General features: G+C 68.0%; 9 protein-coding genes and 1 pseudogene. 5 read left to right on the top strand and 5 right to left on the bottom strand.

The window, feature by feature from the left end:
• Positions 1 to 123: 123 nt before the first annotated feature.
• A complete protein-coding gene (locus A6745_RS08165; protein ID WP_066125535.1) occupies positions 124 to 1,152 on the bottom strand; it encodes a LysR family transcriptional regulator in 1,029 nt (342 codons plus the stop codon).
• A 234-nt stretch (positions 1,153 to 1,386) separates the two neighbouring features.
• Here A6745_RS08165 and A6745_RS08160 point away from each other — a divergent pair, with 234 nt between their 5' ends.
• The 4 genes and pseudogenes from A6745_RS08160 (at position 1,387) to A6745_RS08145 (ending at position 8,085) form a co-directional block, all read left to right on the top strand.
• Positions 1,387 to 2,583: an efflux RND transporter periplasmic adaptor subunit gene (locus tag A6745_RS08160; RefSeq protein WP_066125533.1), complete on the top strand. Its 1,197-nt coding sequence runs from the start codon at positions 1,387 to 1,389 to the stop codon at positions 2,581 to 2,583.
• Between the two features lie 27 nt (positions 2,584 to 2,610).
• Positions 2,611 to 5,796 carry an efflux RND transporter permease subunit gene (locus A6745_RS08155; RefSeq protein WP_066125531.1) on the top strand — a complete coding sequence of 1,062 codons (3,186 nt, stop codon included), beginning with the start codon at positions 2,611 to 2,613 and terminating at the stop codon, positions 5,794 to 5,796.
• Positions 5,797 to 5,806: 10 nt separating this feature from the next.
• Positions 5,807 to 7,329, top strand: a pseudogene (locus A6745_RS08150) (efflux transporter outer membrane subunit).
• A 117-nt stretch (positions 7,330 to 7,446) separates the two neighbouring features.
• On the top strand, positions 7,447 to 8,085 hold the full coding sequence (locus tag A6745_RS08145; protein ID WP_066125529.1) for a 2'-5' RNA ligase family protein: 639 nt from the start codon (positions 7,447 to 7,449) through the stop codon (positions 8,083 to 8,085).
• Between the two features lie 152 nt (positions 8,086 to 8,237).
• On the opposite strand, the gene A6745_RS08140 is transcribed toward A6745_RS08145, so the two are convergent.
• The 4 genes from A6745_RS08140 to A6745_RS08125 all read right to left on the bottom strand — a co-directional run bounded on the left by A6745_RS08140 (position 8,238) and on the right by A6745_RS08125 (position 13,367).
• Positions 8,238 to 9,356, bottom strand: a complete 1,119-nt coding sequence (locus A6745_RS08140) for a PepSY-associated TM helix domain-containing protein (RefSeq protein ID WP_066125525.1) — start codon at positions 9,354 to 9,356, stop codon at positions 8,238 to 8,240.
• A gap of 9 nt (positions 9,357 to 9,365) precedes the next feature.
• Positions 9,366 to 11,756 carry a TonB-dependent siderophore receptor gene (locus A6745_RS08135; RefSeq protein WP_231885935.1) on the bottom strand — a complete coding sequence of 797 codons (2,391 nt, stop codon included), beginning with the start codon at positions 11,754 to 11,756 and terminating at the stop codon, positions 9,366 to 9,368.
• Positions 11,757 to 11,843: 87 nt separating this feature from the next.
• A complete protein-coding gene (locus tag A6745_RS08130; RefSeq protein ID WP_066125879.1) occupies positions 11,844 to 12,851 on the bottom strand; it encodes a FecR domain-containing protein in 1,008 nt (335 codons plus the stop codon).
• Between the two features lie 9 nt (positions 12,852 to 12,860).
• Positions 12,861 to 13,367 carry a sigma-70 family RNA polymerase sigma factor gene (locus tag A6745_RS08125; RefSeq protein WP_066125519.1) on the bottom strand — a complete coding sequence of 169 codons (507 nt, stop codon included), beginning with the start codon at positions 13,365 to 13,367 and terminating at the stop codon, positions 12,861 to 12,863.
• A 192-nt stretch (positions 13,368 to 13,559) separates the two neighbouring features.
• On the opposite strand from A6745_RS08125, the gene A6745_RS08120 reads away from it, so the two are divergent.
• Positions 13,560 to 14,120, top strand: a complete 561-nt coding sequence (locus tag A6745_RS08120) for a 5'-3'-deoxyribonucleotidase (protein WP_066125517.1) — start codon at positions 13,560 to 13,562, stop codon at positions 14,118 to 14,120.
• Positions 14,121 to 14,178 lie beyond the last annotated feature (58 nt).

Below are 14,178 nucleotides of genomic sequence, written 5' to 3'. Positions count from 1 at the left end.
TGGCGCGCAGCACGCCCGCAACAGGTTGAATGCGCCCAGCGGGAAGTGGCGCCCGCGCAGGGCTGGCCCGAAGGCCCCCCTGCCAGGGAAAACCGGCCCGCCAGGCGGCGGGCCGGACAATGCTTACATCACGAACTCGGGCGCATCCATCGGCACGTTCAGGCGCGCGGCCTGCACGGCCTGGGGCGTGAGTTCGGGCGCCTGCGGACGGCGATGGCAGTTCGAACCGTCCAGATCGTTCTCGTCGCCGCCGTTCAGCAGCGGGCAACCCGCGAACAATCCGGCCACCCAGTCGGAGAAGGCACGAACCTTGGGCGACAGCTGGCGGCTTTGCAGGTAGAGCAGCGAAATGGGCACGGCCGAGGGACGCCACTGGGGCAGCACTTCGACCAGCTCGCCGCTCAGCAGGTGCGGCAAGGCCATGAACCGGGCGGTCTGGATCATGCCGAAGCCTTCCACGCCGCATTTCAGATGGGCCATCCAGTCGTTGACGGAGACCACGCCCGGCACGTCGACCTGCTGTTCCTTGCCGTCGACCACGAAATCCCAGTTGCAATTGCGGCCCGACGCCCAGAAATAGTGCACCGCCTGATGGCGCTGCAGGTCTTCCAGGTCGCGCGGCATGCCGTAGCGCGACAGGTAGCTGGGCGAGGCGCAGGTGACCGATTGCAGGATGCCGATGCGGCGCGCCACCAGGCTGGAATCCTCCAGCAGGCCGCCGCGGATCACGCAGTCGACGGCCTCCTGCACCAGGTCGACCCGACGGTCGGACAAGCCGATGACCAGCTCGACGTCGGGGTATTTAGTGTGGAATTCGCGCAACGACGGGATCAGGATCTGATTGCCGATGGCTGGCGGCACGTCGACCCGCAGGCGTCCCTGCGGACGCGACGCGGCATCCTGCAGGCAGGCTTCGGTCTCCTCGACCTCGGCCAGGATGCGGGTGCTGTGCTTGTAGTAGGCGGCGCCATCGGGCGTCAGGCTGATGCGGCGCGTGGTGCGGTTCAGCAGGCGCACGCCCAGGTGACGTTCGAGGTTCTGGATGATCGTGGTGACGGTGGTGCGTGGCAGCGCCAGCCCATCGGCCGCGCGCGTGAAGCTGTTTGCTTCTACGACGCGCACGAAGACCTGCATGGCTTGGAAGCGATCCATGGGTATTCCCGGAAAAACGGAGTGACGCCAGCATAACGCGGAACGGCCGTGGATTGTTCGGCAGGTTCGACTAGTGTTGCCACGAAAACACTGTTTATCCAAACCGTCAAAGCCACCAGAATCTCACCGTCCAGAAGAAACCGCTCCGGCTGTTGCACTGCAGCAGCGGCGTCATCCCCTGCAGCACGCCAGTCTCCGGGCCAGGTTTCTCCCCACCGATCTCAAGGAAATGCCATGACGGCTATTCGTCCCCGTTTTGCCGCGGTTGCTTTGGCGACCGCGCTGGCCGCCGCCGGCGGCGGCTACGCAGTATTCGGCCCCTCCACGGGGACGGGTACCGCACAGGCCCAGTCCGCGCCGCCCGCTGGCGCGGCGGTCGACGTCGCGCCCGCCTTCACCCGCTCGATCGTCGACTGGCAGCGCTACTCCGGCCGCCTGGAAGCCATCGACCGCGTCGATATCCGCCCGCTGGTCTCGGGCACCCTGACCCAGGTGCACTTCAAGGACGGCGCCCTGGTCAAGAAGGGTGACCCGCTGTTCACCATCGATCCGCGCCCCTACGCGGCCGAGGTCGACCGCGCCGCCGCCCAACTGTCCGCCGCCCGCGCCCGGGTGTCGTACACGGCGTCCGACCTGGCGCGCGGCAAGCGCCTGATGGCCGAGAACGCCATCGCCCGCCGCGACTTCGAAGAAAAGGAAAACGCCGCCCGCGAGGCCTCGGCCAATCTGCAGGCCGCTCAGGCCGCGCTGGACACGGCCAAGATCAACCTGGGCTACACCCGCATCGTCGCGCCGGTAGACGGACGCCTGTCGCGCGCCGAAGTCACCGTGGGCAACGTGGTGTCGGCCGGCGCGCAGTCGGTGCCGCTGACCACGCTGGTGTCGGTGGCGCAGCTGTACGCCTCGTTCGACGTGGACGAGCAGACCTTCCTGCGCTACGTCAATCCTGCCCGCGCCAGCGGCGGCGCCGTGCCCGTGCAACTGGGCCTGGCCAACGAAGACGGCTACTCGCGCGAAGGCACCGTGCAGTCGGTGGACAACCGCCTGGATCCGACCTCGGGCACCATCCGCGTGCGCGCCGTGTTCGACAACAAGGACGGCAGCCTCCTGCCCGGCCTGTATGCCCGCGTCCGCCTGGGCGGCAGCGCCCCTTACCAGGCCGTGCTGATCGACGAACGCGCCATCGGCACCGACCAGAGCAAGCGCTTCGTGCTGGTGGTGGGCGATGACAACCACGCCAACTACCGCGAAGTGAAGCTGGGCGCCAACGTGGGCCCGCTGCGCGTGGTCGAGTCCGGCCTGAAGGCCGGCGAGCGCATCGTCGTCAACGGCCTGCAACGCGTGCGCCCCGGCGACCTGGTCGCGCCCAACCTGGTGTCCATGGACACCGCGCCGGACGCCGTCAAGACCGCATCGGCGAGCCTGAAGTAAGGCGCCGACTGTTCGGAATACAAAGAAATGAATATCTCCAAATTCTTCATCGACCGGCCGATCTTCGCAGGCGTGCTGTCGGTTCTGGTGCTGCTGGGAGGCCTCCTGGCCATGTTCCAGCTGCCCATTTCCGAGTACCCGGAAGTGGTCCCTCCGTCCGTCGTCGTGCGGGCGCAATATCCTGGCGCCAACCCCAAGGTCATCGCCGAAACCGTCGCCTCGCCGCTCGAACAGCAGATCAACGGCGTCGAAGACATGATGTACATGCAGTCGCAGGCCAACAGCGACGGCAACCTGACGCTGACGGTGTACTTCAAGCTGGGCGTGGATCCCGACAAGGCGCAGCAACTGGTGCAGAACCGCGTGGCGCAGGCCCTGCCGCGCCTGCCGCCGGACGTGCAGCGCCTGGGCGTCACCACGGTCAAGAGCTCCCCCACGCTGACGCTGGTGGTGCACCTGATCTCGCCCGACGACCGCTATGACGCCACCTATCTGCGCAACTACGCGGTCATCAACGTGAAGGACCGCCTGTCGCGCATTTCCGGCGTGGGCGAAGTCACGGTGTGGGGCGCGGGCGACTACTCGATGCGCGTCTGGCTCGATCCGCAGAAGGTCGCGCAGCGCGGCATGACGGCCATGGAAGTGGTCAATGCCATCCGCGAGCAGAACGTGCAGGTCGCGGCCGGCACCATCGGCGCCTCGCCCAACGACGTGCCGATGCAGTTCTCGGTCAACGCCCGGGGCCGCCTGCAAAGCGCCGAAGAGTTCAGCGACATCATCCTGAAGACCTCGTCCGACGGCGCCGTCACGTACCTGCGCGACGTGGCCCGGGTCGAGCTGGACTCGCAGGAATACGCGCTGCGCTCGCTGCTGGACAACAAGCCGGCGGTGGGCATGGGCATCATGCAGTCGCCGGGCTCGAACGCGCTGGACGTGTCCAGCCAGGTGCGCGCCGCCATGGCCGAGATGTCCAAGGACTTCCCGCCGTCGGTCGAATACCGCATCGAGTACGACCCCACGCAGTTCGTGCGTTCCAGTATCGAGGCCGTGGTGCACACGCTGCTCGAAGCCATCGCGCTGGTGGTGCTGGTGGTGATCGTGTTCCTGCAGACCTGGCGCGCGTCCGTCATCCCGCTGCTGGCCGTGCCGGTGTCCATCATCGGCACCTTCGGGCTGCTGCTGATGTTCGGCTACTCCATCAACGCGCTGTCGCTGTTCGGCATGGTGCTGGCCATCGGTATCGTGGTGGACGACGCGATCGTGGTGGTGGAAAACGTCGAACGCAACATCAGCGAGGGCCTGTCGCCCAGAGACGCGACGTACAAGGCCATGCAGGAAGTCAGCGGGCCCATCATCGCCATCGCCCTGACGCTGTGCGCCGTGTTCGTGCCGCTGGCCTTCATGACGGGCCTGACCGGCCAGTTCTACAAGCAGTTCGCCATGACCATCGCCATCTCGACGGTGATCTCGGCCTTCAACTCGCTGACCCTGTCGCCCGCCCTGTCGGCCATGCTGCTCAAGGGCCACCACGACAAGCCCGATGCGCTGACCCGCGTGATGAACAAGCTGTTCGGCCGGTTCTTCAACTGGTTCAACCGCTCGTTCAACCGCGCGTCCGACCGTTACGCCACCGGCGTGAGCGGTGTGGTCAAGCGCAAGGGCGGCTCGATGCTGGTCTACGCCGTGCTGCTGGGCCTGACCGTGCTGATCGGCAACATCCTGCCGGGCGGCTTCATTCCGGCACAGGACAAGCAGTACCTGATCGGCTTCGCGCAGTTGCCCAACGGCGCCTCGCTCGACCGTACCGAGGACGTGATCCGCCGCATGAGCGACATCGCCCTGAAGCAGCCTGGCGTGAAGAGCGCCATCGCCTTCCCGGGCCTGTCGATCAACGGCTTCACCAACAGCTCCAGCGCCGGCATCGTGTTCGTCACGCTGGACGACTTCAACAAGCGCACCACCCCCGAGCTGTCGGGCAATGCCATCGCCGGCGCCCTGAACCAGCAATTCGCCTCGATCAAGGACTCGACGGTGGCGGTCTTCCCGCCCCCGCCCATCCTGGGCCTGGGCACGCTGGGCGGCTTCAAGCTGCAGATCGAGGACCGTGGCGCGCAAGGGTATGAAGCGCTGGACCGCGCCACCCAGGCTTTCGTGGCCAAGGCCGCGCAGACGCCCGAGCTCGGCCCCACGTTCTCGAACTACCAGATCGCGGTGCCGCAGCTGGACGTCGACCTGGACCGCGTGAAGGCCCGCCAGCTGGGCGTGCCGGTGACCGAAGTGTTCGACACCATGCAGGTGTACCTGGGTTCGGTGTACGTCAACGACTTCAACCGTTTCGGCCGCGTGTTCCAGGTGCGGGCCCAGGCGGACGCGCAGTTCCGCGCCCATCCCGAGGACATCCTGCAACTGAAGACCCGCAACGCCTCGGGCGAGATGGTGCCGCTGTCGTCGCTGGTCACGGTCAAGCAGAGCTTCGGCCCTGAAATGGTGGTCCGCTACAACGGCTACACCGCCGCCGACATCAACGGCGGCCCCGGCCCCGGCTTCTCGACCAACCAGGCTCAGGAAGCGGCCGCGCGCATCGCCGCGGAAACGCTGCCGCGCGGCTTCCAGATCGAGTGGACCGACCTGGCCTACCAGCAGATGCTGGCCGGCAACGCGGGCCTGTGGGTCTTCCCGATCAGCGTGCTGCTGGTGTTCCTGGTGCTGGCCGCGCTGTACGAAAGCCTGACGCTGCCGCTGGCGGTGATCCTGATCGTGCCGATGAGCATCCTGGCCGCCCTGACCGGCGTCTACTTCACCGGCGGCGACAACAACATCTTCACGCAGATCGGCTTGATGGTGCTGGTGGGGCTGTCCGCGAAGAACGCCATTCTCATCGTGGAGTTCGCCCGGGAGCTCGAGATGGGCGGCAGCACGCCGCTGCAGGCCGCCATCGAGGCCAGCCGCCTGCGCCTGCGCCCGATCCTGATGACGTCCATCGCGTTCATCATGGGTGTGGTGCCGCTGGTGCTGTCTTCCGGCGCCGGTGCGGAAATGCGCCAGGCCATGGGTATCGCCGTGTTCTTCGGCATGCTGGGCGTGACGCTGTTCGGCCTGTTCCTGACGCCGGTGTTCTACGTGCTGCTGCGCAAGCTGGGCAAGCGCCCGCTGCACAGCGCCAGCCCGCACGCCGCGCCGACGATCCATCACCACCCTGCCGAAGCCGACTAAGGAGCCAGCCATGACGCATACCATCACACGCGGCTCCGCCCTGCTTGCCCTCTTGCTGACGCTGGCGGGCTGCGCGGTGGGCCCCGAATACCACCGGCCCGAGGTCTCGACCCCGGCCGCCTTCAAGGAAGCACAGAAGGCCGACACCTCGCTGGCCGGCCATGAGGCCGGCAACTGGCAGGCCGCCAGGCCGTCCGAGGACGCCCTGCGCGGCGACTGGTGGAAGGTCTTCAACGACCCGACGCTGGATGCCCTGCAGGCGCAGGCCCTGCAGGCCAACCAGACGCTGCAGCGCCGCCGCGCGCGCTGTCGCAGGCCCGCGCCCTGCTGCGCGATGCCCGGTCGGATCAGTACCCGAACCTGGATGCCGGCATCGGCCCGTCGCGCCAGCGCGTCTCGCCGGCCTCGCAGGGCCTGCGCGACGACGGCCCGGCCAGCACCAGCACGCTGTGGCGCGCCCAGGCATCGGTGTCGTACGAGGTCGATCTGTTCGGCCGAGTCTCGTCTAGCGTGGAAGCCGCCAACGCGGACGCGCAGCAAAGCGCCGCGCTGTACCGCTCGGTGCTGCTGGCCTTGCAGGCCGACGTGGCCACCGGCTACTTCCAGGTTCGCCAACTGGACGCGGAACTGCAGATCTACCGCCAGACGGTCGATTTGCGCGGCGCCTCGCTCAAGCTGATCCAGCAGCGCTACGACGCCGGCGACATCGGCGAGCTGGACCTGGCCCGCTCGCGCGCCGAGCTGGAATCGGCCCGTGCCGACGCCGCCGGCGTGCAGCGCCAGCGCAGCGCCGCCGAGCACGCCCTGGCGGTGCTGCTGGGCAAGGCGCCGGCCGAGTTCGACATGCCGTCGCAGCCCCTGTCGCGGGTGGCCATCGACGTGCCGGCGGGCCTGCCGTCCACGCTGCTGGAACGCCGTCCCGACATCGCCGCGGCCGAGCGCGCCATGGCCGCCGCCAACGCCCGTGTCGGCGTGGCGAAGGCCGCGTTCTTCCCGCGCCTGGACATCACGGCGGCGGGCGGCTTCGAGTCCTCGGAACTGGGCAACCTGTTCCAGTGGTCCAGCCGCACGTTCCTGCTGGGCCCGCTGGTGGGCACGGCGCTGTCGATCCCGATCTTCGACGGCGGCCGCCGCCAGGCCGGCGTGGACCGCGCCCGCGCGGTGTACGAGGAAGACGTGGCCAACTACCGCCAGACGGTGCTGACCGCCTTCCGCGAAGTCGAAGACAACCTGTCCAACCTGCGCCTGCTGCGCGGCCAGACCGAAGCGCAGGAAGCCGCGCTGCAAGCGTCGACCCGCGCCGCCAAGCTGTCGCAGACGCAATACCGGGAAGGCTCGATCAGCTATCTGGACGTGATCGAGGCCGACCGCTCGGTGCTGTTGCAGCAGCGTGCGTCGGTGCAGTTGAACGGTGAGCGCGCGCGTTCCACCGTGAACCTGATCCGCGCACTGGGTGGCGGTTGGGACACGCCGTTGCCGGAACTTGCGCCGCGCGCCGAGCAGGCGCCGTCGCAACAGGTGGCAGTGCAGTAAAGCGCTTTGGAATAGCCGCCGCGCAATGCGGCGGCATCGGGAAGGCCGGCATGGGCGACAACCGTGCCGGCCTTTTCATTTGTGGCGCTTCCTTGCGGGGCGGTTAAGCTGAGCGGCATGACAGACTGCCCCGCTTCTTCTGGCTCGCGCGACTCGCTGCGCATCTTCTTCGCCCTGTGGCCGGACGCCCGCGCCCTGGACGCCCTGCTGCCTTGGCAGGCACGCGCCCACGCGCATTGCGGCGGGCGGTTGATGCGGCCCGATACGCTGCACGTGACGCTGGCCTTTCTGGGCCAGGCCACGCACGAGCAGGTCGCGGCGCTGGTCGCGCATACCCGCGGGGACCGTATCGAGGCCGGGGAAATCCTGCTGTCGCGCTACGGCACGTTTCCGAAGCAGGGGATCGTGCATGCGTGTCCCGGCCTGGATAGGTCCGGCCTGGATACGCATGATGCAGGCACGTCCGGTGTGGATGCGTCCGACATGAGCCTGCCCCACAAGGCGGAATCCGACATACGCGCCCTGCATGCACTGAATGACCGCTTGTGGACGGCGCTGGAAACCCTGGGCTGGCAACGCGAGCCCAGGCCCTTCCGGCCGCACGCCACGTTGCTGCGCAAGGCCGATTGCAGTTCACTTCCCGCGCCACCCGCCGAACCCGTGCCGTGGGCCTATCGGCATTACGTGCTGGTGTCGTCGGAGCCGGAGAACGGTGCGGCGCATTACCGGGTGCTGGCGCGCAGCGCCGACGCGTAGCGTCACGCAGCCAATGCGGCCGCTGCCTATCGCCGCCGGCCCGCTGAACCGGCGGCGATAGGCGCTGGGCATCGGGCTGGCGCATGGCAGCGCCCTCACATGGCCGGGCTTGCGCGCCAAGATCCCTACTTCCGGCCCGGATACACCTATCATTATCCAGGCCAGGGCCGGCGCAGTTGCCTGCGTCGCCACCACAACCATGCGCCACTGATCCCCAATACTCCCAACACCAATCCCGCGAGACCGGTCACGATCCGCAACGGCACGCCGCCCAGCTCACCGGTATGCAGGGGATAGATGAAGGCATTCAGGCGGCCAGCCGTATCCAGCTCGCTCCAGCGCTGCGCGGACAGGATCGCGCCGTCGCGCGGATCCATCCAGATCGTCGACACGCCATTGGGATGCGGCTCATCGGCCAGGCGCATGCGGATGCGCACCGGCCGGTTCGGCTGGGCTGCCAGCATCACGTAGCCGACCCGCCCATCGGGATAGACAGCCTGGGCACGCGCGACCAGGGTATCCAGGGGCAATGAGGGCGCGGGATCGCCGTGCAGCACAGGCATGGCGACCGGCGTGGAACCCACCCACGCATTGATCCATCCGCCGATAGGCCGCCACGCCATGAAAGCGCCCGTGGCGACTGAAACGGCCAGCACCAGGCCCAACACCGCACCGCCTGTTCGATGCACGTCGAACAATCCACGCAGCAGGCCCTTGCGCAGTTCGATGCGCAGCCTGGGTGGCCAGTGCTTCGGCCACCACAGCACCAGGCCGATTATCAGCAACAGCAGATAAGTCAACGCGGCCCAGGCCAGGAGAGCCTTGCCCGTGGTGTCCATCAACAGTGCGCTGTGCAGGCGGAACAGGGTGTTGACGAAACCCTCGCCCTCGCCGCGGCGGCCTTGCTCGACGCCACTGGCGGGGTCGATATAAACCGTGCCTCGCCAGGCGCCGCGCACCAGCACCTGCAGGGTTTCATGGGGCGCGCGGGGCGGCCGGATGGTCATCGCAATGTCCGAACCGAACGCGGCCTGGATGGACTGCCGCACCTCGTCCAGAGATACGAAGCCCGGCCCGGCGCCGGCGCGCGGGATGTTGCTGTCCGCCGTGGCGCCATACGCCACGAAATACCGCGGATGCAGCCACTCGTCCAACGGCCGCGCCGCCGCCAGCAGCGCCCCGGTCAGGCCAGCCACGATCAGCAGCCACCCCAGCGTCAGCGCCATCCAGCGATGGCAGGTCAGCCACAGGACGCGCAGGCGGGCTTGCATCGTGCCCGGTCAGAACGCCAGGCGCGTCTGCAGGTAGAACATGCGCGGCGCGCCCACCATGCGGCCGCCGTCGCTGTCGGTGTTGCGCGTGTAGTAACGGCGGTCCAGCAGGTTGTTCACGCCGGCCACAATGCTGCTGCCGGGTGCGTTCGGAATCTGCCAGCCAGCCTGGAAGTTCCAGACGGAAAAGCCCGGCACGCGGCCGACCATGGCGTTGGCCGACTCTTCCTCGGTATTGGCGGCATCGGTGTAGTGGCCGCTCTGCATCGTGGTGGAAAGGTCGAAGGTCCAGGCGCGCACGGCGTACCGCGCCCCCAGCGTGCCGGTCTGGCGCGAGTTGAACGGCACCTCCTTGCCCTGGTCTTCGCCGGACTTCTGGATGGCGCGCGTGTACGTGTAGTTGGCGTACACATTGAAGCCGGCCAGCGGTCCGGCGCGGTCGAAATCGTAGTCCCAGGCGAACTCCACCCCATTGTGCTGCGTGGCGCCCAGGTTGCGGAACACGGCGGGATTGGTGCCGGGAATGGACAGGATCTGGTTGTCGAAGCGCAGGTTGAACACCGTGAACTCGGCGCGCATCTGCTTGCCGGACCAGCGCGTGCCCGCCTCCACCGTCTTGGCGATCTCGGGACGCAGCGGGTTCGTGGCCGACATCGAATTGAGCTGCGTGTACTGCACCGCGCCGAACGAAGTGTTGTAGTTGGTGTACAGCGTCAGATTGGGATTGACCAGGTAGGCGATGTTCAGCGATGGCAGCGCCTTGCGGTTGCGTTGCTCGAACGGTTCGTCCGACGTGCCCTGCTGATGCCGGTCGCTGTCGATGCGCTCGTAGCGCACGCCCGGCGTCACGCGCCAATCGCCATAGGCGATACGATCGTCGATGTAGACCGAATGGGCGCGCGTGCCGTTGACGAACACCGTGGCGGCGCTGGCGCGGCCATTGGACAGCAAGGTGTTGTAGCGCTTGTCCTCGCCGGTTTCACGGATGAACCGGTAGCCCACGGTGACGTCGTGCGTGGTCGGGCCCGCCTCGAAGCGCTGCGTATAGCGTGGCTCGATGCCCGTCACCTGGTTGCTGCGCGGCTGGAAGTCGTTGCGGCCCGCCGCCACGTTGATCAGCGAACTCTCGCGCGAACTGTTGTAGTGGTAGGCCCGCACCTCGAACTCCTGCGTGTCCGAGATCGTGTTCAGGTAGCCGACGTCCAGGCCCTTGCGCTCGCCCTTCCAGTAATCGGTGGGACGCGTGTTCTGGAACGGATCGTCGCGGTATTCCGCCTGCGTCAGGCCACCCGGCGTCATCGACTTCACGTCGTAGTACGAGAACTTGCCGTACACCTCCGACGTCGGCGTCACTTCATGGCGCCACTTCAGCGCCAGGTCGTTGTAGGTGTCGTCGCTGCCGTCGCGCCACTGCTTGCCATCCATGCCCGAATACAGCACCGCCAGGCCGAAACCGTTGTCCAACTGGCTGCCGATGAAGGTGCTGTACTGCGCGTTGCCGCCGCCTTCCCCGAACAGGTTGTAGCGCAGCGTCGCGTCGCCCGTCAGGCCCGGTTCGGCGGGAATGGCGCGCGTCTTGAAGTTGATGATGCCGCCCACGTTCTGCGGACCGTAGCGCACCGCGCCACCGCCGCGCACCACGTCGATGGATTCGATGTTGGCCAGGCTGACCGGCGCCATCACCAGATTCGGCTGGCCATACGGCGCCATGGCCAGCGGAATGCCGTCGATCAGCATTGTCGAGCGCGACGAATTGCGGCCCGACAGGCCGCGCACGCCCACGTGCAGGCCGACCGAGCTGCCCGCGGCGCTGGTGCTGCCGTTGATCTGCACGCCGGGCACGCGCCGCAGCACGTCGGACACGTTGGTGGCGCCGCTTTGCTCGATCTCGTTGAACTGCACCAGCGTGCGCGCGCCGCCGAAGCTGCGCACGCTGTTCTGCAGGCCAGTGCCCAGCCAGCTGCCGCTGACCTGGATGGCCTCCAGCGTGGCGGGGCCGCTACTTGTCCCGACCGGCACGGCCGGCGCCGTGGCAGGCACATTGCCTTGCAGGACATAGCCGTTGTCGGTGTGTGGCACCGCGCGCAGTCCGCTGCCTTGCAGCAGCTGCGCCAGCCCCTCTTCCACGGTGAAGCTGCCGCGCAGCCCCGGGCTGGCGCGGCCATCGGTCTGCTCCGGACGGAACGACAGCGTGATGCCGGCCTGGCCGGCAAAGGCGGACAAAGCGTCGGACAAGGGGCCCGCGGCAATGGCATAGCTGCGGGCCTGGGCCTGCTGCGCAGCCGATGCTTGCTGCGCCACGGCGCCGGATGCGTATCCGGCGGCTGACAGCGCCAACGCGGCGGCCACGGCCAGGCGCGTCGCCCTCGGCCCGGTGATCTGCTTGGATTGCAATGCCACTTTCCCTTTCCTTTGCATGCGCGGTTGCTTCGTTCGGATGCCATGCCGAACGAGCGGCATCGAAAGGGACAGGGGAAATTGTAAAAATCAGCCGGCGGCCGGCGCCACGGTGATCCAGTAGGGCGTGCGGCGCACCACCCGCACCGGCAGCGTCTGCTGCACGATGTCCAGCACCCGGTCGGTATCGGCCAGCTGGAATACGCCCGACAGGCGCAGGCCCGCCACCGCCGGATCGCACCGCACGATGCCCGGGCGATAGCGCGACAGTTCCTGCAGGAAGTCCGCCAGGCGGGTGCGGTCGGCATACAGCACGCCGCGCGTCCAGCCAGGCGCCGCGCCGGGTTCGACGCCCACGGCCGGGGCAGGCGCCACGGCACGCGGCGCCTCGATGGACGCCGACGTGAAACAGGCGCGTTGGCCGGCCGCCAGCACCACCGGCGCCGCCCCGCCCTGCGGCGAGATCTCCACGCGATGCTCCAGCACCTCGAGACAGGTCGCGTCCTGCTCTCCGCCCACTTGCCGGACGACGAAACGGGTGCCGAGGGCACGCAGGCGGCCATGCCGGGTCTGCACCAGGAAGGGACGCGCGCGCCCGGCGGCATCGGGCGCGGTCTGCACATAGATCTCGCCTTGCTGCAGCCGGATCAGTCTTTCCTCGTTGGAATAGCGCACGTCCAGCGCCGTGCCGGTGTTCAGGGCCAGCTTGCTGCCATCGTCCAGCAGCAGGTCGCGGCTTTCGCCCGTAGCGGTACGGTAGTCGGACGCCAGGTGTCCCCAGGACGCCAGGCGCCATCCCAGCGCGCCAGCGGACACCGTGCCGCCCAGCAGCGCCAGCGTCTTCAACGCCGCCCGGCGGTTGACGCGTGCCTGGCGCGCCAGCACGGGCACGCCCACCGAGGCGGGCACGGCGCCGAACTGCAGGCTCAGGCGCTCGGCCTTCTGCCACGCCTGCTCATGGGCGGCATCGGCCTGCCGCCAGCGCCGGCAGGCATCGTGATCCGCCTGCGCCGCCTGCCCCGAATGCAGCAGGGCCAGCCAGCGGGCCGCCTGGCGGATCACGCCAGGGTCCATGGCCGGCGCGGTCTGACGGTGCATCGTGCGCATTCAGTCCATCACCACCAGGCAGTGCTCGAAGGCCTGCGCCATGTAGCGCTTGATGGTGCGGTCGCTCAAGCCCAGGCGTTCGGCGATCTGCGCGTAGCTCAAACCCTCCAGTTGCGACAGCACGAAGACCTCGCGTGCCTTGGGCGCCAGGCCGGCCAGCATGCGGTCGAGTTCCTGCAGCGCCTGCCACATGGCCAGTTGTTCTTCGGGGGACGGCGCGGCCTGCCCGGGCAGCGCGGCCAGGGCTTCCAGCCAGGCGCTTTCCAGCGAACGGCGGCGCCACAGGTCGTTGACCAGGCCCCGCGCGATGGTGACCAGATACGCGCGCGGCTCGCGCAGGCTGGGCAGTTCCTCGGGCTTCTGCAGGACGCGCACGAACGTGTCCTGCGCCAGGTCGGCCGCGTCGTCGCTGCACGCCAGCCGGCGGCGCAGCCATTGGTGCAGCCAACCATGATTGCCTTCGTACAAGGCCTGCACTGATGTGGCGGGAGCGGAAAAGGAAGACACGGCGTCCTCGGGGCGGTCAGGACTGGGCCAGTGGCCCGGTGACGGCCGGGTACGAGCCGAAACGGCGAATGATAGCAATAAGCATTCTTAAACGCTGGCGCTTTTTAAAGGGCCGGATCAGCAATGGACTTTCACAGCCGTGCCCGCCTCGGCGGCGTGGCACAATCGCCACGACTTCCCAGGGTTTCGATCATGCTGATATTGCTGGACCAGGACGGCGTGCTGGCCGATTTCGAACATGCGTTTCTCGCGGCGTGGCGCCAGCGCTACCCCGAGATCGCCCCCGTGGATTTCGAGAATCGCAAGTCCTTCCATCTGCTGGAAGACTATCCCCCCGAACTGCGCGCGCAGGCCGAGGCCCTCTACACCGCCCCCGGTTTCATCAGCAGCCTGCCGCCCGTGCCCGGCGCCGTCGAGGCATTCCGCGAGCTGCAAGCCCTGGGCATGGACGTGCGCATCTGCTCGTCGCCGCTGCGGCAGTACGAAAACTGCGTGGCCGAGAAATACCAGTGGATCGAACGCCACCTGGGGCGTCCCGCCACCGAGCGCCTGATCCTGACGCGCGACAAGACGCTGGTGCAAGGCGATCTGCTGATCGACGACAAGCCGCGCATCGAAGGCGCCGCGCGGCCGCGCTGGCGCCACATCCTCTATGACGCGCCCTACAACCGCCACGAAACCGGCCGCCCCCGCCTGACATGGAGCAACTGGCGCAACGTGCTGGCGGGCGAACTGTACGCATCGGACGGCTGATCGCTCGATCGCGCCGGGGCATGACGCGCCGCAGCGTGACGCGGCATGCCCAGTTCTG

Origin of the sequence: Bordetella ansorpii (assembly GCF_900078705.1) — a bacterium.
In the GTDB taxonomy this organism is placed as follows: Bacteria; Pseudomonadota; Gammaproteobacteria; order Burkholderiales; family Burkholderiaceae_B; genus Bordetella; species Bordetella ansorpii_A.
This window is presented reverse-complemented; position numbering and strand designations above follow the sequence as displayed.